Consider the following 19,475-nt stretch of genomic DNA (forward strand, 5'->3'; position numbering starts at 1 on the left):
GACTCGTCGCTCACAGTTACGCTCGTCGGATGGACATCAGGCGTTCTCTCCGCAGGTCCCGTACCGGCGTCACCCTTGTGTCGCTCGCCGCGCTGCTCGTCTCCGGTTGCTCCGGCGGGAAGCCGACGGGCACCGCCGGTTCGACGGCGAGGGCGGCGCTCGCCGCGCTCCCGCGGGCCACGCCGTCGGCACTCGCGCCGTACTACGCGCAGAAGCCGAGCTGGCGCGACTGCGGTGTCCCCGGTTTCCAGTGCGCCACGATGAAGGCGCCGCTCGACTACGCCGAGCCGGGCGCGGGCGATGTCCGGCTCGCGGTCGCCCGCAAGAAGGCGACGGGCCCGGGCAAGCGCCTCGGCTCGCTGCTGGTGAACCCGGGCGGGCCGGGCGGTTCGGCGGTCGGCTACCTCCAGCAGTACGCCGGCATCGGCTATCCCGCCGCCGTCCGCGCCCGCTACGACATGGTCGCCGTCGACCCCAGAGGCGTGGCCCGCAGCGAGCCCGTGGAGTGCCTCGACGGACCCGAGATGGACGCGTACACGCAGACGGACACCACCCCCGACGACCGGCGGGAGAGGGAAGAACTCGTCGGCGCGTACAAGAAGTTCGCGGAAGCCTGTGGCGCGCGGTCGACACGGCTGCTGCGGCACGTCTCCACCGTCGGGGCGGCCCGGGACATGGACATCCTGCGCGCGATCCTGGGCGACGGGAAGCTGACGTACGTGGGGGCGTCCTACGGGACGTTCCTCGGGGCGACGTACGCGGGCCTGTTCCCGAACCGGGTGGGCAGGCTCGTCCTCGACGGTGCGATGGATCCGGCGCTGCCCGCCCGCCGGCTGAACCTGGACCAGACGGCCGGGTTCGAGACGGCGTTCCGGTCGTTCGCGAAGGACTGCGTGCGACGGCCCGACTGCCCGCTCGCCGCGAAGGGCGCCCCTCCCGCCGAGGTCGGCGAGAACCTGAAGGCCTTCTTCCGCAAGCTCGACGCACACCCCCTCCCCGCCGGAGACCCGGACGGCCGCAGGCTCGGCGAGGCCCTCGCCACCACCGGTGTGATCGCCGCGATGTACGACGAGAGCACGTGGGAGCAGTTGCGCGAGGCGCTGGCCTCGGCCATGAAGGAGGGCGACGGCGCGGGGCTGCTCATCCTCTCCGACGCCTACTACGAGCGCGACGCCGAGGGCCGCTATGCCAACCTGATGGCCGCCAACGCCGCAGTGAACTGCCTGGACCTTCCCGCCGCGTTCTCCACTCCGGAGCAGGTGGAGAAGGCTCTGCCGGCCTTCGAGAAGGCGTCCCCGGTCTTCGGCCAGGGCCTCGCCTGGGCCTCCCTGAACTGCACGTACTGGCCGGTGGCGCCCACCGGTGAGCCGCAGCGCATCGAGGCGAGGGGCGCCGCGCCGATCGTCGTCGTCGGCACCACCCGCGACCCGGCGACCCCCTACCCCTGGGCGGTGTCCCTCTCCCGCCAGCTCGCCTCCGCCCGCCTCCTCACGTACCAGGGCGACGGACACACCGCGTACGGCCGCGGCAGCGCCTGCATCGACTCCGCGATCAACGCCTATCTGCTCGACGGGACGCCTCCGGCGAAGGGAAAGCGCTGCTCATAGCCCCTCGGCGGGCTCCGCGCCCCGCACCCCCGGAGGCGGTGCGGAGCACCCCCGGAAACTGTGTAGACTTACCGACGTTGCTGATCGCACCATGGTGTGGACAGCGCGCCGCCTTAGCTCAGATGGCCAGAGCAACGCACTCGTAATGCGTAGGTCTCGGGTTCGAATCCCGAAGGCGGCTCCATGGTGAACCCCAGGTCGGGCCTCTGACCTGGGGTTTCTTTGCTTCGTTGACCTTGGAATTCGAGCTAATCGGACATTCGTGGTCTACGCATCGTAATGCGTAGGTCCGGGGTGGGTGGTCGGTATTGATTCCGCCCTGTAAGGCTGTGAACTGGCCTTTACTGCTCACTGTCGATCCGCCTCGGCCTGTTCGGAATGATGTGGTGGCCACTTGGTGGCCGAGCGTGCAGCCACTGTGCAGATCGGCTCCTGCTCGGCCGCGCGACTGGAGGCACTCGCGGGAACGGCTGTTGTGCCAGCCCGACAATCGCGCGTTCCGAATACCTGGCCGTCGGGTGCAAGGTGTCGAGCTCCTCCTCGAGCACGCGGATCTTGCGGCGCAGGGCCTCAATCTCCGCCTCCAGCGTCGGCTTCGCCGCAGCAGGAGCCGGGGTCACCGCCCTCGGCGTGGCCTTGCTGGCTGCCCGAATCCCACGTCCGGACCGTCTCCGCGTTGATGCCCGGGTCCGTGGCGATCGACACGATCGTCGCCCCGGGCCGCGACTCGTATAGCGTGACTACATCTGATCATTCGTGATCAGAATCCGTGCCTCGCGTGCTTCAGCCGCCCGCGAGTAGGCGCTCGCGTTCGGCCGCCACGATCTCCCGTGCCAGCTCAGCATCCGTGATGTCGAACGCTTCCGGGGCGCTGTCGGCGGTTTCGGAGACGCGGGCAAACTCCGCGAAGAGTTGGTTCTTGCGCGCCAGGATCTCAATGATGCGCTGGTCGACGCCTTGTTCGGAGAGCAGGCGGTGCACTTGTACCGACTCCAGCTGCCCCATCCTGTGGGAGCGGCCGATGGCTTGCCATTCGGTCGTCGGCTTGAGCTGGGGCTCGCAGATAACGACGACCGATGCTGACTGAATGTTCAGACCGACGCCGCCTGCCACGATCTGTGCGACGAGGACTGCCCCGTGGCGGGCTCGGGAGAATTCATCAACCATGCTCTGTCGCTTCGCGGCGGGAACAGAGCCGGTAAGGGGCCCGAACACCTTCCCCGGAAGGACCGACGCCACTGCATCGAGGACGTCACGGAAGTACGAGAAGACCAGCACCTTGCGCTCGTTGTCCTCTGCCTCCTGGACGATGTCGATGAGGCGTTGCATCTTCTCGGACTTCGCGCCGGCGCGTAGCGCGGCCTGGCGCATGGCCATGAAGTTGCCTTCGATGACAGCCGCTCGGTAGTGCTGCTCGTCGGCGCTGGACATCGGCATCCACTCGTCGACTTCGAACCGCTCCGGGAGCTCGGTGAGGACGTCTTCCTGATTGCGCCGCAGGTAGGCCGGTGCCACCTGCTTCCGGAACTGGCGAGGAGCGATTTCCGAGGCACTGATCGACAGGTCTGGCCGGAGGTAGCCGACGAGATTGCGGAATTCCTCGATCCGGTTCTCCAGCGGGGTGCCGGTCAGTAGGATCGCTCGCTCCGAGCTCTTGATCAGGGCCGTGGATCGCCGGGTTCGCTGGGCGTCCGGATTCTTGATGTAGTGCGCTTCGTCGAACACCAGGCACGCAAGTTCGGCGCGTTCGGGGATCCGGCCTTCCAGCCAACCGAGGATGTCGTAGGTGGTGACCGCGACTCCACCGTTGCGGATCCAGGACTTCAGCGCGTCGTCGCGACCGGGCCCGTGCAGGCGATACGCGCGCAGATCGGACTTGGCCTGGACTTCGCGCACCCAGTTGGTCACGACAGCGGCTGGGCACACGACCAGGAAGTGGGAGGAGCCTTTGGCGCGCAAGTGGGCGAGTACGGCGAGTGACTCGACCGTCTTTCCCAGACCCATCTCATCGCCGATGATGACCTTCCGTTGCACGATTGCGAAGCGGGCACCGAACGACTGGTATCCACGAAGGGACGCCTTCAGGTGGCTGGTGTCGAGCTTGAGTTCCCTGACCGCCTCGACGATTTCGGTCGGTAGATCGCCGTGACTCTTTTCGGCGTCGTCAGCCAGGAATCCGAGCTCCGCGAGCATCGCGTAGTAGTCGGCCGGGCGGGCGATGAAATCCTCCCAAGGATCACCGCCTGCGGCGTCGTCCCCGCCGTTGAGCTTCGCCCCGCGGCGCTCGACGGCCGCCAGTGCGGTACGCAACTCGGCGACGGTTCGAGCCTGGGGGACGAGAACCACGTGGGAGGTCTGGGAATCAAGGCTTTGGAGGAGCGGCCGAACCGCGTCGGCGGCAGTGAGGTCGGCTGTCGCGCTGCGGATCGAGCGTGCCGCGTCCCAAGCCCGCATCGCCGTGAGGAGCTTCGTGGTGTCGCGGGATCGGTTCCTGATGTCGATTCGGACCGGCATCTCGTCCAGAGTGGTCTGCCAGATGGTCCGTGCGGCGCCGACCATCCGCTTGCCCGTCGTCTCACCGACTCCGGGGAGCGATCGAATCCGTGATTTCTGGTCGAGAACCTGCTGCACGTTCCTAATCCCGGCATCGGTCAGAGCCGTGATGCGCAGTTGGCCGCTGGTTGCGTCCTTGAGCCGCTCGACGGGCATTTCGGCGACCAGCTTGCGAGCCTCGGCCTGTCGGACGGCATTGCCGGCGGCAGTGACTGCCGTTCTGAACTGGTCCTCGCGCTGCAGGGCCTGATCGATCGCGCTGATAGCGGTCTTGGCGACATCCAGTTCATGCCGCCCGACGAGTTCGGCTCGGCCGCCGAGGAGCTGGGCGAAGCCGACCGTGTCATCGAGGATGGCCGAGAGCCCGATTGCGGGGACAGCCTTCCTGTCCCGTGCTCCAAGGCTTACCAACTCGGTTACCAGTGGGGTGCTCGTAGCCCGCCCGTGGAGGGATATCAGGTATGCCGCAGCCTGCTCTGCTTCATCCTTGCGGCTTTTGCCCGACAATATTCGGCGGGCACCGAACAGCGCCCGGACGGCCGTCAACGCCCGGCCGACATCGTTGGTCAACTGCTGGATGCCCTGCTGGGCATTCGTCGTGAGCGCCGGAAGAGCCTGACGGCAGGCCAGGGAGGTCACCAGGTCGACATCGGACGGCGAGACCTGAAGTACGCGCCATGCGGTGGTGGTCGTTCCGGTCCCGAGTGAGGCCACGCGGCCAAGGAACTGCCTGGCGGCGTCTTCCGCCGCTGCCTCGACGGTCTCACGTTGCTCGACGATCCCCACCGCGAGCTTGCGCCACCCGCTGATCTCCTCCACCACACCACGCAGGTGCTGACGTGCTTCTCGCTCCATTGCCCCCGCCGACTCGCATGACCTCTGGGAAGATTAGCGACCCCGGTTGACGAAGTCGACGGGATCAGGAAATCGCCGGAACGTCCGAGTAGCGTTCGCAGGCCGCCAAGCAGGAGGTTGTGTACGTGCTGCTCGAGGAGCTCAAGCCGGGGCTGCGGATCGACGGACTCATACCGGCGGAGGCAGTCACGGTCATCGCCGCCCAGTGGCACGGTGCGAACGCGCTCGAGCTGACCTACAAGACCGCCGCACGCGGCCTCGACCAGCGGGTCGTCTTCCGCAAGGACGAGGACAAGCTGAGCGTCGCCCGCGGCGGCAGCCGCGCCTTCGACGCGAACACAAGTGACTTCAAGCTGGTCGCCGAGGCTCAGCGGATCTCACTGGCCGGTCTGTTCGACCCGATGCTCGCCGTGGCGACCAGTGACGTTCAGCCGCTCCCGCACCAGATCCGCGCCGTGTACGGCGAGCTTATGCCCCGTACACCGCTGCGCTTCCTGCTCGCCGACGATCCGGGCGCTGGAAAGACGATCATGGCTGGGCTCTACATCAAGGAGCTCCTGCTGCGCGATGACGTCAAGCGGTGCCTCATCGTGGCTCCGGGAGGCCTGGTCGATCAGTGGCAGGACGAGCTCTTCTTCAAGTTCGGCCTCCGCTTCGACCTGCTCACGAACCAGTTCATCGACTCCCAGCTCCATCTCAACGTCTTCGAGACCAACCCGCTTCTGATCGCCCGCATGGACCAGCTCTCTCGTAACGAGCACCTGAAGGCGCAGCTTCAGGAGACGGAGTGGGACCTGATCGTCGTTGACGAGGCGCACCGCATGGGTGGCCACTACTTCGGTGGCAAGGTGGAGAGGACGAAACGGTTCCAGCTAGGCGAGATGCTCGGCGAGATCACTCGCCACCTGCTCCTGATGACAGCGACGCCGCACTCGGGAAAGGAGGAGGACTTCCAGCTCTTCCTCACCCTGCTGGACCGTGACCGGTTCGAGGGCAGGCAGAAGAGGAGCGTCGACGTCAGCGGGATCATGCGGCGCATGATCAAGGAAGACCTGCTCACCTTCGAGGGCAGGAAGCTCTTCCCCGAGCGCATTGCAGAGACCGTCCCCTACGAACTCACGGCACTCGAGTACGACCTCTACGAGGACGTCACCCACTATGTCCGTGAGGGGATGAACCGCGCCGACCGCATCGGTGGCAAACGCAAGAACACTGTCGGTTTCGCACTGACCGTTCTGCAGCGACGCCTGGCCTCCAGCCCCGAGGCGATCTACAAGAGCCTCGTGCGGCGCACCGAGCGCCTGGAACGTAAGAAGCAGGAGATTCTCAACGGTACCTATCGCGAGAGCATGCCCACCATCGACCTCGCCGACTTCGACAATGGCGACTTCAATGCCGAAGAGATCGAGGATACTGAGGAGGAACTGCTCGATGCCGCGACGGCGGCCCAGACGGTCGATGAGCTCAACGTCGAGCTCATCGAGCTGAGGGCGTTGGTGAAGACGGCGCAGCGGGTCCGAGAGGCAGGTACGGACCGCAAGTGGACCGAGCTGTCCGCCCTCCTCCGGGACTACGCGCTGGTGACAGACGCCAACGGCCAGCCTCGGAAACTCATCATCTTCACTGAGCACCGCGACACCCTGCACTATCTGCAGGGCAAGATCGGGTCGCTCCTGAGCAAGCCCGATGCCGTCAAGGCTATACACGGCGGCGTACGCCGGGTCGAACGGCGCCAGATCACCGAGGAGTTCACCAAGAACCGCGAGGTTCAGATCCTGCTGGCCACCGACGCCGCCGGCGAGGGACTCAACCTGCAGGCCGCACACTTGATGGTCAACTACGACCTGCCCTGGAACCCCAACCGCATCGAGCAGCGCTTCGGTCGCATCCACCGCATCGGGCAGGAGGAGGTCTGCCGGCTCTGGAACCTCGTCGCCTCCAACACCCGTGAGGGCGAGGTATTTACGCGCCTGCTGGAGAAGCTCGACCAGATGCGCGAGACGTACGGCGGGAAGGTCTTCGATGTTCTGGGAGAGGCGTTCGCCGAGACCCCGCTGCGAGACTTGCTGCTCGATGCCATCCAGTACGGTGAGCAGCCACATGTCAAGGAAAGGATGCACGAAGTTATCGACACTACCGTCGGAGACGGCCTCAAGAGCCTTCTGGACGAGCGTGCGCTCGCTTCGGAGCACCTCTCGGATGCCGATCTTCGTGCTCTGCGCGCCACGATGGACGAAGCCCGCTCTCGACGTCTTCAGCCGCACTACATCGAATCGACCTTCAAGGACGCCTTCACCCGGCTCGGCGGCAGGATCGTCAAGCGCGAACAGGGTCACTACGAGATAGCCAACGTGCCCCAGCACATCCGCTCGGCAGGCAACGGACCGATTGCCACCAAGTACGACCGCGTCACCTTCGACCACAACCACGTCCAGCCTGACGACCGTGCCGGCGCCGACCTGCTCGCCCCCGGCCACCCGCTGCACGACGCCGTCATGGACGAAACCATCCGGAACTTCGGGGGTGCCCTGAACCAGGGCACCGTCCTCGTATCGGCCACCCTGGAAGAACCGCATCTCCTCGTCGGGGTCGTCGAAGAGGTCGCGGACGCCACGGGTGAGTCGGTGGCCCGACGTTTCGCCTACGCCTACGTCGACAGCCACGGCACCGTGCACCCGGCCGGCCCCGCCCCCTACCTCGACTGCGCCGCGGCGCCCAACGGCGCGGCGACCGACATCGCATGCGGACTTCCCTGGCTCGCAGACGCCGAAGACAAGGCAACCAGCTGGATCATCGCCAACCAGCTTCCCGAATACCTGGCCGAGGTCCAGCCCCGTCGCCTGGCAGAGCTGATCAAGACCCGGGAATTGGTGACCAAGCGCCTGACCTCTGAGAGCGAGCGGCTGCTCCTCGATGGTGCGGCGGCCTCCGAGAAGGAACGGAGGGGCGAGAAGCCCAAGGAGTCCTCCGAGAGCCTCCACCGCAAGGCTGTCGAGCTCGATGTACGGCTTCGGAAGCGTCTCGCACTGCTCGACCAGCAGCAGCTGATGTCGACAAAGCCACCGCAAATCGTCACCGCGGCGCTCGTACTGAGCGTTTCCGACCTACCGTCTTTCGAGTGAAGATCGCTTTTATGTGATCACGAGGAGGGCGTGAGCGCGGAGGTAATGCGGTTCGGGCTGACTCGCAGCTAGCCGAGCACCTGCCAGCGCCCGAGTTCGGCGAAGGCGCACTCGGCAGGGCTCGGAGCCTGGTGAGGGCAGAGCGACAACCCGGGCATCCGGTTCGAACCCGGCGGAGCCATGTCCGTCATGTGGAACAGCGACGAATGGGCGGACGGCAACCGCGGCTGAGCGAGTGGCATCAGAGGGAGACGATCAGCGCCACCACGGCAGTCAGGTAGTGGCAGTGGCTCGCCAGGCGCTGGTGACGCACCCTTCCTCCCAGTGCCACCATCCCTCGGCCTCGCCGTGCTCCAAGAGGTGGGTACTGGCCTGCACAAGGTCTGACTCCTTGTTGGTGAATGGTCGAGTCCCAGGCCCTGGGCCAGCGGTGGAGTCGCTGAGCCCGGGGCCACTACGGGGTGCCGCTCAGGCAGACTTGGCAGTCATGCCGCGTTCTCGGGCGAGGAGCTCGACGATCTCGTGGAGACGGAACTTCGGGTCGGGAGCCTCGGCGATCACTTCGGTGAGCAGGTTGTTGAAGTCGTCCAGCGCGGGGCTGCCGAGCCCAGCCGCGTTCATCGCGGCGTGCCCTTCCCGGAGTCGCCCGATGATGCGGGCGGCGTCAGCGTTGACGGCGGTAGTCATGCCGACACCTCCGCCCGCTCGGACCCGGTCTCGCAGAGGACACGGGTGAGCGTGTCCCACACCTGGTCGGGGTCCCCGGTCTCCAGGATCATCCCGGCTGCCACGTCGAGGGCCCTGTCGATACGCCCGCCGTGGTCCTCCTTCTCTACGTCGATGGCGCGCAGTACGCGGACAACGTGGGGGCGAGCCGCCGCATGCGCGGCGGGCAGCCGGTCGGTGGCGTCCGCCAGGTCCCAGCCAGCCGGGACCTGGTACGCGGCCGGGCTGTCGTCGTAGGTGACGACCCTGGGAGTGCCTTTGCCGCTGCCCAGGTGGACGTCCAGGCGGAGCCGGGACGCTTCCCGGAACAGGGCGGTGATGCCCGGGCCCATGCCGTCGAGGATCACCTCGCGGACGGCGTACCCGTGCCGGCGCAGCGAGATGCGGGCGAGCCAGACGGCGGTGCCGGGGTTGGCGAGGTGCCTGTCGTAGACGAGGGTGGCGGTGCCGTCGGCGGGGCTGAGGTCGCGGATGTCGGCGGCCTTGCCGGGGGAGGTGGTTCCGCGTCGGACCGTGAGGGTGAGGTCGAGGGGGATCGTGGCGGTCACAGCGTCACCTCGGTCTGCTTGGCGGGGATACGGGTCGTGACGAACGGCGCTGGCATGCCAGGCACCGGTACCCCGAGCGCCTGGGCGAGCAGGTACCGGGCGACGGTGTCGTGCTCCAGTTCGCTGCGCCCGGTCGGCATGGTGAGCCGCAGCTCACCCGTCTTGCGCTGGACGATGGCGGCGCCGAAGAACGCCCGGTCGGTGATCGGGGAGTCGGTGAGGGTGACGCCCAACTCGTTGATGAGCACGGGCAGGGGGGTGTCCATCAGGTGGTCGGCGGACCGCTTCGTGGCTGAGACGGTCACAGTGTCACCTCCGTAGCCTTGTCGGTGTACAGCTGGCGGAGGCGGAGGAAGATGTCGCCTGCGAGTTCCTTGGCCTTCTCCGGGGTGTACAGGTCCGGGAGGGCCTTCCGCGTCACCTTGTCGACCGCCCCGGGGAGGACGGCGGCGAGCCGGTCGAGGAACGCGGTGGGGATGGCGGCGGTGGCCTTGTCGAAGTCGGAGAAGGTCATACCGGCATCACGCCCTGGTGGGCGAGGAGGGCGCGTGCGGCCCACAGGCGGGTGGAGGGAGCCTGTCCGGCGGGGACAACGAGGAGACGGGTGGCGTCCTTGTGCCGCAGGTAGTGCCCGTACAGGCCGTCGAATGGACCTTCCAACTCCACGACCTGGATGCCATGCGCAGCGGTGAGCACCTCGAACACGGTGGTGGGGTCGTTGATGGCAGCCATGAAGCGGGCGGAGTCCTGCTCGACACGGGCCTGCATTTCTGCGTCGAAATTGAGGGCTTCGGGCTGTGGAGGCAGAGAAGCTAGGTGCTTGGTGACGCCGACGGGAGTAACGCTTGTTGCTGTTTTCGCCATGGTCTTGCTCCTTCGATGCAGGAGTTGGGTCCAGACCTCGGGACCGTTGACGTAACCACCGGCCGAGGGCGTTCTGCTTTCGGTGGTAGTCGCCCTGGCGAGGGCGGAACAGGCCTCCTTCTCCGTTCGGGGGACGCTGCCCCCGAGACCGATTACCGCCCTGCTACGAAGCGCGTAAAATGCGCCTTTTTGGGGATCTTGGGTGGCTGCTAGGCCGCGACGAGGACCGCGGTATCGACGTCGACCGGTGCGGCCTCGGCGAGCTCGACCCGAGGCTCGGGGCGCAGGCCTTCATCGAGACGGGGCCGAGGCCGTGGGCCTTGAAGATGCGGGTGATCTCGGCGAGGTCCGGAGCCTACCGCGAGGACGGGGTGCGGAAGACGTGCCATGTGCCGTAGGTGCCGGCGGTCAGCTTGTCGTGGACCTTCTTCGCGGCGCGCTCGCCGCGGTCAGTGCGGCGGGCCTGGTCGGCGGCGCGCTTGTACTCGCGGGCGGCGCCTCGATCTGCTCGACCAGGGGGATCGCGTCGACCTCGTCCAGGCCGACCGGGTTCGGGACCTCGACGATTGCGGTCTCGGCTTGGTCGGCGATGAGGGCGGCGGGGGCGACGACGGAGCGGACCACGTCGGTGATGGTGCCGATCTTGCCCCGCACCGGATGAACGGTGCGGGAGATGTGAGAAGAGCGTCTTCGCGTCGCAAGGTCGGTGCGCTGGACGGCCTTTTGCCACCGGGTCCAGAACTGGTGTCCCGCCCGACGGGGCCCGGCCCAGCTCGCCGCCGGGCTTTCCTGGGGCCAGAATGGGGCGGGAAGGACAGGGAAACCCCGGGAGTGGAGTGATCACCAAACCCTGGGCACCCCAATGCGTGGAGCTCTTCAGTCGCGGGTTCGATGATCGTGCCCTCGCCGACCGGCTGCCGGGCTTCTTCCTGCTTCGGGGCGCGTTTTCTCAGACTCAGTGAGTGTCGGGTTCCGGGTCCGGCAGGGGGAGTTCGTCGAGGTCGAGGGTGAAGGTGCGGCCGTCGGCCAAGGGGATGGGGAGCTTTCCTGTGCCGTATGCGCGGGTGTGGGCGGTGCTGTAGCCACTGGAGGTGGGCTCGGTGTGCAGGACGACTTCCCGGGCGTAGGGATCCACGACGAGGTAGACGGGGATGCCGTACCGGCCGTACTTCGCGGTGCAGTCGTCGTAGTCCTTGCGTGCCGAGGAGGTGGAGACGACCTCCGAGATCAACAGGACGTCCTCGAAGCTGTAGCGCTTGCCCTCCTTGCGCGCGTCCTCGCGCAGGATGGCAAGGTCGGGGGCGGAATTCTCGTCGGCGGGGAAGTCGATGTAGACGTCCGAGGTGACCTTCGCGTGACGGCCGAGGGCGAGAGAGTCGATCTGCATCGACCTGATCGTGCTGGAGTGCTCTTCGCTCTGCGGGGTCATGATGATCTTTCCGTCGGAGCCGAAGAACACCACGTATCCCGCGGGGAACTCGGTGTGCGTGATCGCGTCGACACTCATGGACGGTGCTCCTTCCCGTGTGCCGTCATGATACGGCGGACAGAGCCGTCCCACGGGTGGACTTCCGTGGCGTGCGCGCACCACAGAGGGGAACCGGTCCGCACGAGCGGACGCCGTGACGCGGGGCGTGAGCTGGGCCCGTAGGTGTTCGGACCCAACAGTTGGCGTTGGGTGACTTCCAGGGGCGGTGGGCACCTTCCGGGTTGCGATGGGGTGGCCGGACGCCTTTGGATGTTGCGGTACGAGGTACCGGCGTCCGGTACGACGCATGTGGTTCGATCAGGCACAACGGCAGCTGGCGGCCTCAGTCGTCACCAGGGCCGGGCGGGCTGGATGAGCACCAGGTCCGCCGCTGACCCGCCTGGGCCCGCCGGGTCACCCTCGCGATGCCGGCCCACGCCTTCCTCGCCGTCGTCCGCGCCGACGAACACGCACACCGGCCCACGCCGGACGACGTGATCCCGTTTGTCCTGCGACGAGATCTGCCGCCTGCTTATCGCGCTCGTCGTCCGGCCCGCCCGCGACACGGCCCACTCACTTGCCTGGTCCGACTGGCGCGGCCGCCCACCAGACACGATGACGCACCAGTCACTACCGGAGGCGAACCGTATCCCTCACATCAAGATCACGAACTACGGCTGGAGTGGTCAGTGGCGGAGCCTTGATGTCCAGTGGATGGGGGGCTTTGTCCGAGTCGGACAACTCGACGATTCGAGACCCGCTGCTTCGGGAGTACCCGATCCGGTGGCCGCTCGGTGGCCGGACGCCTTTGGACGGGGCAGCATGAAGTAACAGAGGGCAACCTGCCGCAAGTGCTCTGATCAGGTACGACATCACTCGGCGGCATCACGCAGTACCCGGCAACACGAACGCTCACGGTCTCGTAATGCGTAGGTCTCGGGTTCGAATCCCGAAGGCGGCTCTTCCTAAGCCCAGCCCAGACAGTGTCTGAGCTGGGCTTTCTCGTTCAGCGGATGCGGCGGCGACGCTGCGCGCGGGCCGTGCGGCTGTCCCTGGTCTCATTTCTGGTCTCAACGGGCGGTTCGGGGCGGGGTTCCGGCTGAGGCTCCGGGGCGGGCATGAAGGTGTCGCCCATGCGACGCATGGCGTCCTTCGACAGGTGTGAGCGCCCCTTCACGTACCGGCGGGTCTGGCTGATCTGGGTGTGCCGGAGGATCTCCATGATCGTGGGCATGTCCACCCCGAGTTCGTTGAGGATCGTGCCGGCGGTGTGGCGGCTCCCGTCGTACAGGCGGCGGTCGTCGATCCCGGCTTCCGCCAACAGTTCCTTGAACTCTTCCCAGTCCTGCCGGGAGTCGAGGGGACGGCCGTCCGGGCGGGTGAAGACCAGCTTGTTTTCCTCCCACGCGGCGCCGGCCGCCTCGCGCGCTTCCTGCTGCTGTGCCTTGTGCTCGCGTGGGTAGGGGATGAACGGGGGCGGGATGGGTACGGCGTTCCGGCTCTTCTTGGTCTTGGGGCGGGTGAAGACCAGACCGCCGCCCTTGCGGTCGGGGCACGCGCGGGCGTGGCGTGTGCAGCCCTCCGGGCACGGCTGCGGGCAACCGCGCTTGTAGCCCTTGTGGGCCCGGCAGTCCGGCGGGCACGGCTCGACCGGTGGAACTTGGCGCCGCACGCGCGCGGGTCCTCGCAGCCGTGCCGCCACGTCAGCCGCTGAAGCTGCCACTCCGGGCGGAAGAGTTCGCTGTCGAAGTCGACGTATGGCCACCTCAGACCGAGGGTCTCGCCCTGCCGGAACCCCATGCCGACACCGACGCACCACCGCATGAACGTGGGGCGCTTCGCGGCGGCCTTCAAGAACGCCTTTGCCTCTTCCGTCGTGAACGGGTTCGCCTCTGTCTCGTCGACCGTGGGCGGGTCAACGAGGCTGGCCACGTTCTCGACAACGAGGCGCCGGCGGTGAGCGATTTTCAGGGCGCGGGACAGGATGCGGTGCACCTTCAGCACGTGTGAGGGCGCGTGGCCCTCGTCGAGCATGACGCGGTACATCCGTTCCAGGTGCTCCGGCTGAAGCTTGTCGAGACGGTGTTTGCCGATGCCGGGCACGATGTCGTTCCTGGTCTTGGACCAGTAGTCATCCAAAGAGCGGGGCTTGAGCTTCAGGGAAGCGATGTCGGTCAGGTAGGTGGTCATCCACTGTTCTACGGTCGCCTTCCGCCCTGCCTTGGGGGCGCGTGCCTTGTCCCGCAGGTCTTACAACTCGCGGACCTTGCGCTTCACTTCGGTTTCCGTCCGGGCCCGGCGGTGGCGCCGGTCGGGGCTACCGTCGTCCTTCACGCCCATGGTGACGCGTCCGTGCCACCAACCATCCTTGCCCTCGTAGACGGACGACTCCATGTTCGGCTTCTTGGGGCGGGGGCTCATGTGCTCCTCTGTGCAACAGAACGGCTCCGGGCACGGTGCCCGGAGCCGAGTGAGTGTGTGTGTTCAGGCTGCGACCGGTTCGAGGGCGTTGACGTACGCCTCCAGGTCGCTGCGCCGGATGCGGCGCGAACGACCGCGCTTGACGTAGATCAAGGTCCCTTCGGCCATGAGTTCGTAGACGGTTGAGCGGCCGAAGCGGACAACCTTGGCGGCTTCCTCCGGGGTGCACAGCAACTGATCGGTGGGCGACTCGATGGCGGTACTCATCGGCGCGTACCTCCGTGGCGGGACGGCTCCGGGCCGGAACAGGGTTGGGGTGACATTGCTCTGAGCCATGACTCACCGCGACTCAGAGCGTGGTGCCGGGGGTGGTCTGAGTCGCCGTGAGTCACGACTCTGGCTGATGTGGTTCGGAGGGCCTGAGGGTGATGCCGGCGTAGATAGCCACCTGTCGGCCGTAGGCGTCCCGGGGGCGGGTGCGGTTGAGCTGGGGGACGACGGAGAGGAGGTTGCGGCCGAACACCTGCTTTGTGCCGGGCTTGACGCCGTTGTCCTCTGCCCAGTCCCGCCAAACGCTACACAGCGTGTCTACGGGGATGGTGCACGTCGGGCCGGTGGTGCAGCGTTCGCGGAAGAACGCGCTGGTGGGGGATGCGGTGTCGCGCATCGTGGTGACCGCTTCACGACTGGATTTCGGCTCGGTGATCCGACCGGTACGTTCCAGCCGGGCGAGTCCGTCAAGGGCCCAGTTGAGGATGCCAGGCATCTATGCGGCGAGCTTGTCGGTAAGGGTGGTGTCTTCCTTGCCGAGCCACGACACGGTGATGTTGAGCAGGACGAACCGGCGGGCGATCACGCCGGAAGAGTCGCCGAAGTGCGGCAGTTCGTTGGAGAGGATCATGAGCCGGGTGGGCAGTTTTCCGGTCCACGGCTCGCGGCACTTGCGGTCGATGTCGATCGTGTCCTCACCGGAGATCGTCAGCAGCCGCTCAACCACCTGGCTGTTGTCGTTGCCGGACAGACGGGCGTCGGAGATGACCGCGAGCGGCTTGCCCAGCAAGGTGGAGAGTCCGAAGTTCGTGCCAAGTCCGGCGAGCGTGGGGCCCGCAAGATTCTCCTTGCCGACCAGCTCTTTGAGGACGCGGGCAATGGTGCCTTTGCCGGAACGCGTCGGGCCGACCATGAGCAGGATCTTCTGTTGGTCGGTGCGGCCGGACAGGATGTAGCCGAACCATTCCTGTACGGCGTGGATGGCGTCGGGGTCGTCGGGCCAGAGCTGGGCTAGGAAGCGTTCCCACGTCGGTGCGGTGGCGGTGGGGTCGTAGGTGAAGGGGACGGATACGAGGTTGAAGAAGCCGGGGCTGTGCGGCAGCAGTGCGCGGTCACGGATGCGGAGCAGTCCGTTCTCACACGCCACGATCGGGCCGCCATCCGGCTCGCAGTCGCGGTCGATCCATGCGGGAGCGTCGGTGTCGGTGGGCAGCAGGGTGATGGCTCCGAGCGCGTCAAGAAGGTTGTTGATCTTCTGTTTCGTCGGTGCCCAGTCGCGTTCCTCGGGCTGCCCGTCCTTGCCCGGTGCCTGGTAGGTGGCGTGTTCGAGGCGGGTGTACATGTGGGCACGCATCTGTGCTTCGTCCATCTCGCGCCACGACGTGCCGGTCCAGCGCATCCACGATGCTCGCCAGCGTCGGCAGACAAGCTGTCCGTCCTCGGTCTGCCAGTCCGGCAGCAGACGGCGGGCGACGGCGAGCGGGTTGGACGGTGCGGGCAGCTCTTCCGGCTGCGGCTCAGGGCGAAGGGCAGAAGGGACGCCCTTGCGGGCGGCGCCTGTCGGCTCGCCTGCGGCCGTGCTCGGTGCGGGCCGTACGGCGTCCTGCGGGCCGCTGTCGGGGGTGTGGGGCCTTTGCATCATGCGGTGGCTCCCTGGCCGGTGTTGAGGCCGTTGGTGACCGCGCGGCGGGCGTACGTCTCCGGGACGCCCACGGCGACGGCGGTGGCCACGATCTCTTCCCCGAGCGCGGCCAGTCCGCAGGGTCCGGGGCATGTGATGTGGTGTACGGCGAGGAACCGCGCGGCGCCGAACGCCTGAGATCCGGCACCGGATTCGGCGCGGGCCCGTACGAGGGTCAGACCGCGTTCCAGGCCGGTACGGACGAAGCGTTCGTTGTGGCGGCACCGGGTGGCCGCGTGGCGATCCCAGGTGCCACGGGGGAGGGAAGACACCACCGTCGCGGCGGCGGGGGTGGTGTCTTCCTTCACGGTCAGGGCGCGCACGGCCGAAGGGAGTTCGAGCATGCGGCCGGCACCGGTACCGAGCTAACGGGCGTACTGCATGTGCGACTTGATGTCGACGCCGGGCCGGACGCCGTTGGCGGAGCGCATCACGCCGCGGTAGATCCAGTGTTCGCCGCGGGTGGTCGGCACGGTGCGGGTGGCGGGCAGCGTCGCGCGGGCCCATGCGATGGCGGCGGGGTTGTCCAGGTCGAGGACGGTCACGCCGGCGCCGCCGGGGTGGTAGCCGACGCCGTGCGCCCGGTGCCAGGCGGCGGCCCATGCGGGGGAGGTGAGAACGTGGGCGTCTGTGGTGGCGGCGGCCCATCCGTGGCACGGTGCGGGGCACTGACAGGGGCCCGCGTTCTTCATGTGGGGCCGGTCGCCGCATGCGCTGTTCTTGCAGTCGAGGCAGTTGCCGAACGGCCGCTTTCCGGCGCGCAGGGGGAACGCCGGTACGCCGTGCGCGGCGAGTTCCAGCGCGATGCGCAGCTTGCCGAGGGCAGGCTGCGGGCGTTCCGAAGTGATCGCATACGGTGAAACCACGGATACCAGGGGCGAGCTTGGGGCATCATGAAGGCCCACTGGTGCGTTCCGAGGGGTGCAGGCTCATGCAGATTTTCATCAGTTGGTCGGGCGAAGCTGCGAAGCAGTGCGCGGAAGTGCTCCGAGAATGGCTACCGTTCATGAATCAGGCAATCTCTCCATTCGTGTCATCTCAGGATATTGCGAAGGGAGAGCGGGGACTTGCCAAAATCGCGGGCGAGCTTCAAGCGTGCAAGTTCGGCATTGTCTGTGTGACCCGCGAGAATCAACACGCTCCGTGGATTAACTTTGAATCAGGAGCCCTGTCGCGCGAGTTGGGGGAAAGTTCCCTAATTCCCTTCCTTGTGGACATGCAGGTAAAGGATCTATCCTCTGGGCCCCTTACCCAATTCCAGGCGACTGACAGTTCGCATAAGGAAGATGTGTGGGCGATGGTTAAGTCCATCAACGGCAAATGTGAACCACAGGTCGAATCGGAACGACTGCGAACGATGTTCGACAGATTCTGGGATGACTTGGCGACACCGCTTTCCCTGATTCGAGACGCGGGCCCGTCCGCGGGTGCTCCGCAACGCGAGGTTTCCGATATTCTTGACGAACTGGTCAAATTGGCGCGCGAACAGCATGCACGGATTAGCTCTCTTGAAAAGTCGATTGGAAGCGTTGGGGTAACCAACAATACGTCCCACTATACGATCAACGAGCCTAAGGAGGTGCGAATCACCAGTGATGCAGAAGATTCAGCGGTGAAGGCTGCTCGAGCCGAACGGGCCAAGCGCGTGGGGGGTATGGCTCGAGAAATGATCGGTGGAGTCTCACGCGTCACAAAAGCTATGCTTGTTGGTGGCGCGCATGTGCAGTTGACATGCACCGAAGACGGAATTGTGAGAGCGCGTGAGGTAAGTGACGAACTGTCGCAGTTGGCCGTAGATTACAACGTCGGAATATCGATTTGTAGGCCGGATGGCACGGAGGAAGCGACTTACCCGCCTTTCTAGCCGCCCTGCACATTACTTCAGGTTGTCGCGATGAGTCGCTTGATTTCTACCTTCCGTTCTCGGCGAGGGTGGATGCTCCTTTGTGCACATTTCTCATTCTCGTTCGCCGCGTTGGCGGGAATTTTGCAGTTGATCCTTGCCGTTCGGCCAACTACTGAACTACAGGGCGGGAGGATGATAATCTGGATGGTTGCCCTCTCTTGCCTGTGGGCAGTAATGCGATCAGTCCCTCGCGAATCAGTCGGTCGAGATTTTAAACAGCCCGACTTTTCCGTAGTCGTGAAAGTGGGAGATCTTTTTTCTGAGCAATCTGGCCTGATCATCGGCTTCACGGATGTCTTCGATACCTCGACTGAAGATGGGGACATCATCTCTCCCAGAAGCGTTCAAGGTCAGTTTCTCGAAAAAGTTTTCCGCGGGGACACTGCAGCTCTTGACGAGGCCCTAAGGGTCGCACTGAGCGGCTCGCCCGTACTTGAGTCGGAAAGTGAAGCCAGCAAACCGAGGGGTAAGCGCGACCGTTATCCGCTGGGGACAGTTGCTGTTATCGCCGGCGGGGAATTTAAATACTACGGCGTTGCGTATTCGCGCATGAGCAATGACCTAGTTGCTCAATCGAGTGTTGATTACCTCTGGAGAAGCCTCGATAATGCCTGGTCGACACTTTCCTCAAATGGCCATTTGGAACCTGTGGCGATTCCTGTACTGGGCTCAGATCTTGCGAAAGTGGGAAGCCTTGGACGCGAGAGCCTGATTAAGATGATCGTACTTTCGTTCGTGGCTAGGTCTCGGGTTTCCTTGGTTTCAAGAAAGCTAACAGTGGTCGTTCATCGCTCTGGCTTTGACGAAGTGGACTTCAATGAAGTTCAGGCATTCATCAGCTCGCTATAATGCTGAATATGGGGAGGTGGGACGCTAAGCGAGGCGTGGACGTCCAGGGCGCTTAAGCCGGGAGCTCTCACTATCTTGTTCGGCAAAATGGGATAGCGGCCTTGTAGGGCGGGCGGCGCGCCGGGTGATCGGATGTGGTCTCAATCGTGGTCTCAATCCGCCCTCGATCCGGGCACTTCCGCTGTCGTTCGCTGAAGTCCAGCGACCGGTTTGAACTGGCATAACAGCCCGTTGTTGGACGTCCACGGACGCCCCGGACCAAGATCGGACAACTCGTAATGCGTAGGTCTCGGGTTCGAATCCCGAAGGCGGCTCTGTGATAAACCCCGGGTCAGGCATCTGACCTGGGGTTTCTTGTTTTGGGTGACCTTGGAATTCGGGCTGATCGGGCACCTGTGGTCTACGCATCGCAATGCGCAGGTCTGGGACCGACTGGCAGTGGGCCCTTCGGTTTACAGGGCTGTGACCTGGGCTTTTGTTCTGTGCTGCCAGTCGGCTCGGTCTGTCGCCTTATTGATCCGAAACTCAAAGGGTTCTATTCGAGGGTGTAGCGGACGTGTGGGCCGCCGAAGTAGCCGCGGACGATGTGTGGTTGGCGTTGGCGG

The 19,475-nt window shown here is 65.7% G+C and carries 16 protein-coding genes, 1 tRNA gene and 2 pseudogenes; 5 read left to right on the forward strand and 14 right to left on the reverse strand.

What is annotated here, in order from left to right:
• The first annotated feature begins 29 nt into the window (after window positions 1-29).
• Both ACH4ZA_RS35285 and ACH4ZA_RS35290 read left to right on the forward strand, forming a co-directional pair.
• Window positions 30-1,607, forward strand: a complete 1,578-nt coding sequence (locus ACH4ZA_RS35285) for an alpha/beta hydrolase (protein ID WP_398433255.1) — start codon at window positions 30-32, stop codon at window positions 1,605-1,607.
• A gap of 107 nt (window positions 1,608-1,714) precedes the next feature.
• Window positions 1,715-1,791: transfer RNA gene (locus ACH4ZA_RS35290), tRNA-Thr, on the forward strand.
• Between the two features lie 599 nt (window positions 1,792-2,390).
• On the opposite strand, the gene ACH4ZA_RS35295 is transcribed toward ACH4ZA_RS35290, so the two are convergent.
• Window positions 2,391-4,982: a DEAD/DEAH box helicase gene (locus ACH4ZA_RS35295; RefSeq protein WP_398433256.1), complete on the reverse strand. Its 2,592-nt coding sequence runs from the start codon at window positions 4,980-4,982 to the stop codon at window positions 2,391-2,393.
• 158 nt (window positions 4,983-5,140) lie between these two features.
• Here ACH4ZA_RS35295 and ACH4ZA_RS35300 point away from each other — a divergent pair, with 158 nt between their 5' ends.
• A complete protein-coding gene (locus ACH4ZA_RS35300) occupies window positions 5,141-8,137 on the forward strand; it encodes a DEAD/DEAH box helicase (RefSeq protein ID WP_398433257.1) in 2,997 nt (998 codons plus the stop codon).
• Between the two features lie 468 nt (window positions 8,138-8,605).
• Here the strand turns inward: ACH4ZA_RS35300 and ACH4ZA_RS35305 are convergent, their stop codons facing one another.
• The 13 genes and pseudogenes from ACH4ZA_RS35305 to ACH4ZA_RS35365 all read right to left on the reverse strand — a co-directional run bounded on the left by ACH4ZA_RS35305 (window position 8,606) and on the right by ACH4ZA_RS35365 (window position 16,927).
• Window positions 8,606-8,824 carry a hypothetical protein gene (locus tag ACH4ZA_RS35305; RefSeq protein WP_398433258.1) on the reverse strand — a complete coding sequence of 73 codons (219 nt, stop codon included), beginning with the start codon at window positions 8,822-8,824 and terminating at the stop codon, window positions 8,606-8,608.
• On the reverse strand, window positions 8,821-9,411 hold the full coding sequence (locus ACH4ZA_RS35310) for a hypothetical protein (protein ID WP_398433259.1): 591 nt from the start codon (window positions 9,409-9,411) through the stop codon (window positions 8,821-8,823). Before ACH4ZA_RS35310 ends, ACH4ZA_RS35305 begins: the two co-directional genes overlap by 4 nt.
• Window positions 9,408-9,716, reverse strand: a complete 309-nt coding sequence (locus ACH4ZA_RS35315; protein WP_398433260.1) for a hypothetical protein — start codon at window positions 9,714-9,716, stop codon at window positions 9,408-9,410. Before ACH4ZA_RS35315 ends, ACH4ZA_RS35310 begins: the two co-directional genes overlap by 4 nt.
• The gene (locus ACH4ZA_RS35320; RefSeq protein ID WP_398433261.1) at window positions 9,713-9,925 is read right to left on the reverse strand and encodes a hypothetical protein; all 213 of its coding nucleotides are present in this window, start codon (window positions 9,923-9,925) and stop codon (window positions 9,713-9,715) included. Before ACH4ZA_RS35320 ends, ACH4ZA_RS35315 begins: the two co-directional genes overlap by 4 nt.
• Window positions 9,922-10,275: a hypothetical protein gene (locus tag ACH4ZA_RS35325; protein ID WP_398433262.1), complete on the reverse strand. Its 354-nt coding sequence runs from the start codon at window positions 10,273-10,275 to the stop codon at window positions 9,922-9,924. Before ACH4ZA_RS35325 ends, ACH4ZA_RS35320 begins: the two co-directional genes overlap by 4 nt.
• A 408-nt stretch (window positions 10,276-10,683) precedes the next feature.
• Window positions 10,684-10,929: a hypothetical protein gene (locus ACH4ZA_RS35330; protein ID WP_398433263.1), complete on the reverse strand. Its 246-nt coding sequence runs from the start codon at window positions 10,927-10,929 to the stop codon at window positions 10,684-10,686.
• Window positions 10,930-11,230: 301 nt separating this feature from the next.
• Window positions 11,231-11,782: a Uma2 family endonuclease gene (locus tag ACH4ZA_RS35335; protein WP_398433264.1), complete on the reverse strand. Its 552-nt coding sequence runs from the start codon at window positions 11,780-11,782 to the stop codon at window positions 11,231-11,233.
• A gap of 967 nt (window positions 11,783-12,749) precedes the next feature.
• Window positions 12,750-13,990: pseudogene (locus tag ACH4ZA_RS35340) on the reverse strand (tyrosine-type recombinase/integrase).
• Between the two features lie 3 nt (window positions 13,991-13,993).
• On the reverse strand, window positions 13,994-14,164 hold the full coding sequence (locus tag ACH4ZA_RS35345) for a hypothetical protein (protein WP_398433265.1): 171 nt from the start codon (window positions 14,162-14,164) through the stop codon (window positions 13,994-13,996).
• A gap of 63 nt (window positions 14,165-14,227) precedes the next feature.
• Window positions 14,228-14,431 carry a helix-turn-helix transcriptional regulator gene (locus ACH4ZA_RS35350; RefSeq protein WP_398433266.1) on the reverse strand — a complete coding sequence of 68 codons (204 nt, stop codon included), beginning with the start codon at window positions 14,429-14,431 and terminating at the stop codon, window positions 14,228-14,230.
• A gap of 121 nt (window positions 14,432-14,552) precedes the next feature.
• Window positions 14,553-14,930: a hypothetical protein gene (locus tag ACH4ZA_RS35355; RefSeq protein WP_398433267.1), complete on the reverse strand. Its 378-nt coding sequence runs from the start codon at window positions 14,928-14,930 to the stop codon at window positions 14,553-14,555.
• Window positions 14,931-16,076, reverse strand: coding sequence for a phage/plasmid primase, P4 family (locus ACH4ZA_RS35360; RefSeq protein WP_398433268.1), 1,146 nt, complete (start codon window positions 16,074-16,076; stop codon window positions 14,931-14,933).
• Window positions 16,073-16,927: pseudogene (locus tag ACH4ZA_RS35365) on the reverse strand (bifunctional DNA primase/polymerase). The gene ACH4ZA_RS35360 and the pseudogene ACH4ZA_RS35365 overlap by 4 nt, the downstream one beginning before the upstream one ends.
• A 119-nt stretch (window positions 16,928-17,046) precedes the next feature.
• On the opposite strand from ACH4ZA_RS35365, the gene ACH4ZA_RS35370 reads away from it, so the two are divergent.
• Window positions 17,047-17,979 (forward strand): toll/interleukin-1 receptor domain-containing protein, encoded by a 933-nt coding sequence (locus ACH4ZA_RS35370; protein WP_398433269.1) that lies wholly within the window; start codon window positions 17,047-17,049, stop codon window positions 17,977-17,979.
• A 186-nt stretch (window positions 17,980-18,165) separates the two neighbouring features.
• Window positions 18,166-18,870 (forward strand): macro domain-containing protein, encoded by a 705-nt coding sequence (locus ACH4ZA_RS35375; RefSeq protein WP_398433270.1) that lies wholly within the window; start codon window positions 18,166-18,168, stop codon window positions 18,868-18,870.
• Window positions 18,871-19,475: the final 605 nt, after the last annotated feature.

The sequence above is a fragment of the Streptomyces sp. NPDC020597 genome (assembly GCF_044335095.1).
Taxonomy (GTDB): Bacteria; Actinomycetota; Actinomycetes; order Streptomycetales; family Streptomycetaceae; genus Streptomyces.

Excerpts from the sequence above, each read along its gene's own strand:
- ACH4ZA_RS35325 (WP_398433262.1), bottom strand. The coding sequence starts at position 10,275 with ATGGCGAAAACAGCAACAAGCGTTACTCCCGTCGGCGTCACCAAGCAC.
- ACH4ZA_RS35360 (WP_398433268.1), bottom strand. The coding sequence starts at position 16,076 with ATGATGCAAAGGCCCCACACCCCCGACAGCGGCCCGCAGGACGCCGTA.
- ACH4ZA_RS35350 (WP_398433266.1), bottom strand. The coding sequence starts at position 14,431 with ATGAGTACCGCCATCGAGTCGCCCACCGATCAGTTGCTGTGCACCCCG.
- ACH4ZA_RS35355 (WP_398433267.1), bottom strand. The coding sequence starts at position 14,930 with ATGCCTGGCATCCTCAACTGGGCCCTTGACGGACTCGCCCGGCTGGAA.
- ACH4ZA_RS35335 (WP_398433264.1), bottom strand. The coding sequence starts at position 11,782 with ATGAGTGTCGACGCGATCACGCACACCGAGTTCCCCGCGGGATACGTG.
- ACH4ZA_RS35375 (WP_398433270.1), top strand. The coding sequence starts at position 18,166 with ATGGTTGCCCTCTCTTGCCTGTGGGCAGTAATGCGATCAGTCCCTCGC.
- ACH4ZA_RS35345 (WP_398433265.1), bottom strand. The coding sequence starts at position 14,164 with ATGAGCCCCCGCCCCAAGAAGCCGAACATGGAGTCGTCCGTCTACGAG.
- ACH4ZA_RS35320 (WP_398433261.1), bottom strand. The coding sequence starts at position 9,925 with ATGACCTTCTCCGACTTCGACAAGGCCACCGCCGCCATCCCCACCGCG.
- ACH4ZA_RS35370 (WP_398433269.1), top strand. The coding sequence starts at position 17,047 with ATGCAGATTTTCATCAGTTGGTCGGGCGAAGCTGCGAAGCAGTGCGCG.
- ACH4ZA_RS35305 (WP_398433258.1), bottom strand. The coding sequence starts at position 8,824 with ATGACTACCGCCGTCAACGCTGACGCCGCCCGCATCATCGGGCGACTC.
- ACH4ZA_RS35285 (WP_398433255.1), top strand. The coding sequence starts at position 30 with ATGGACATCAGGCGTTCTCTCCGCAGGTCCCGTACCGGCGTCACCCTT.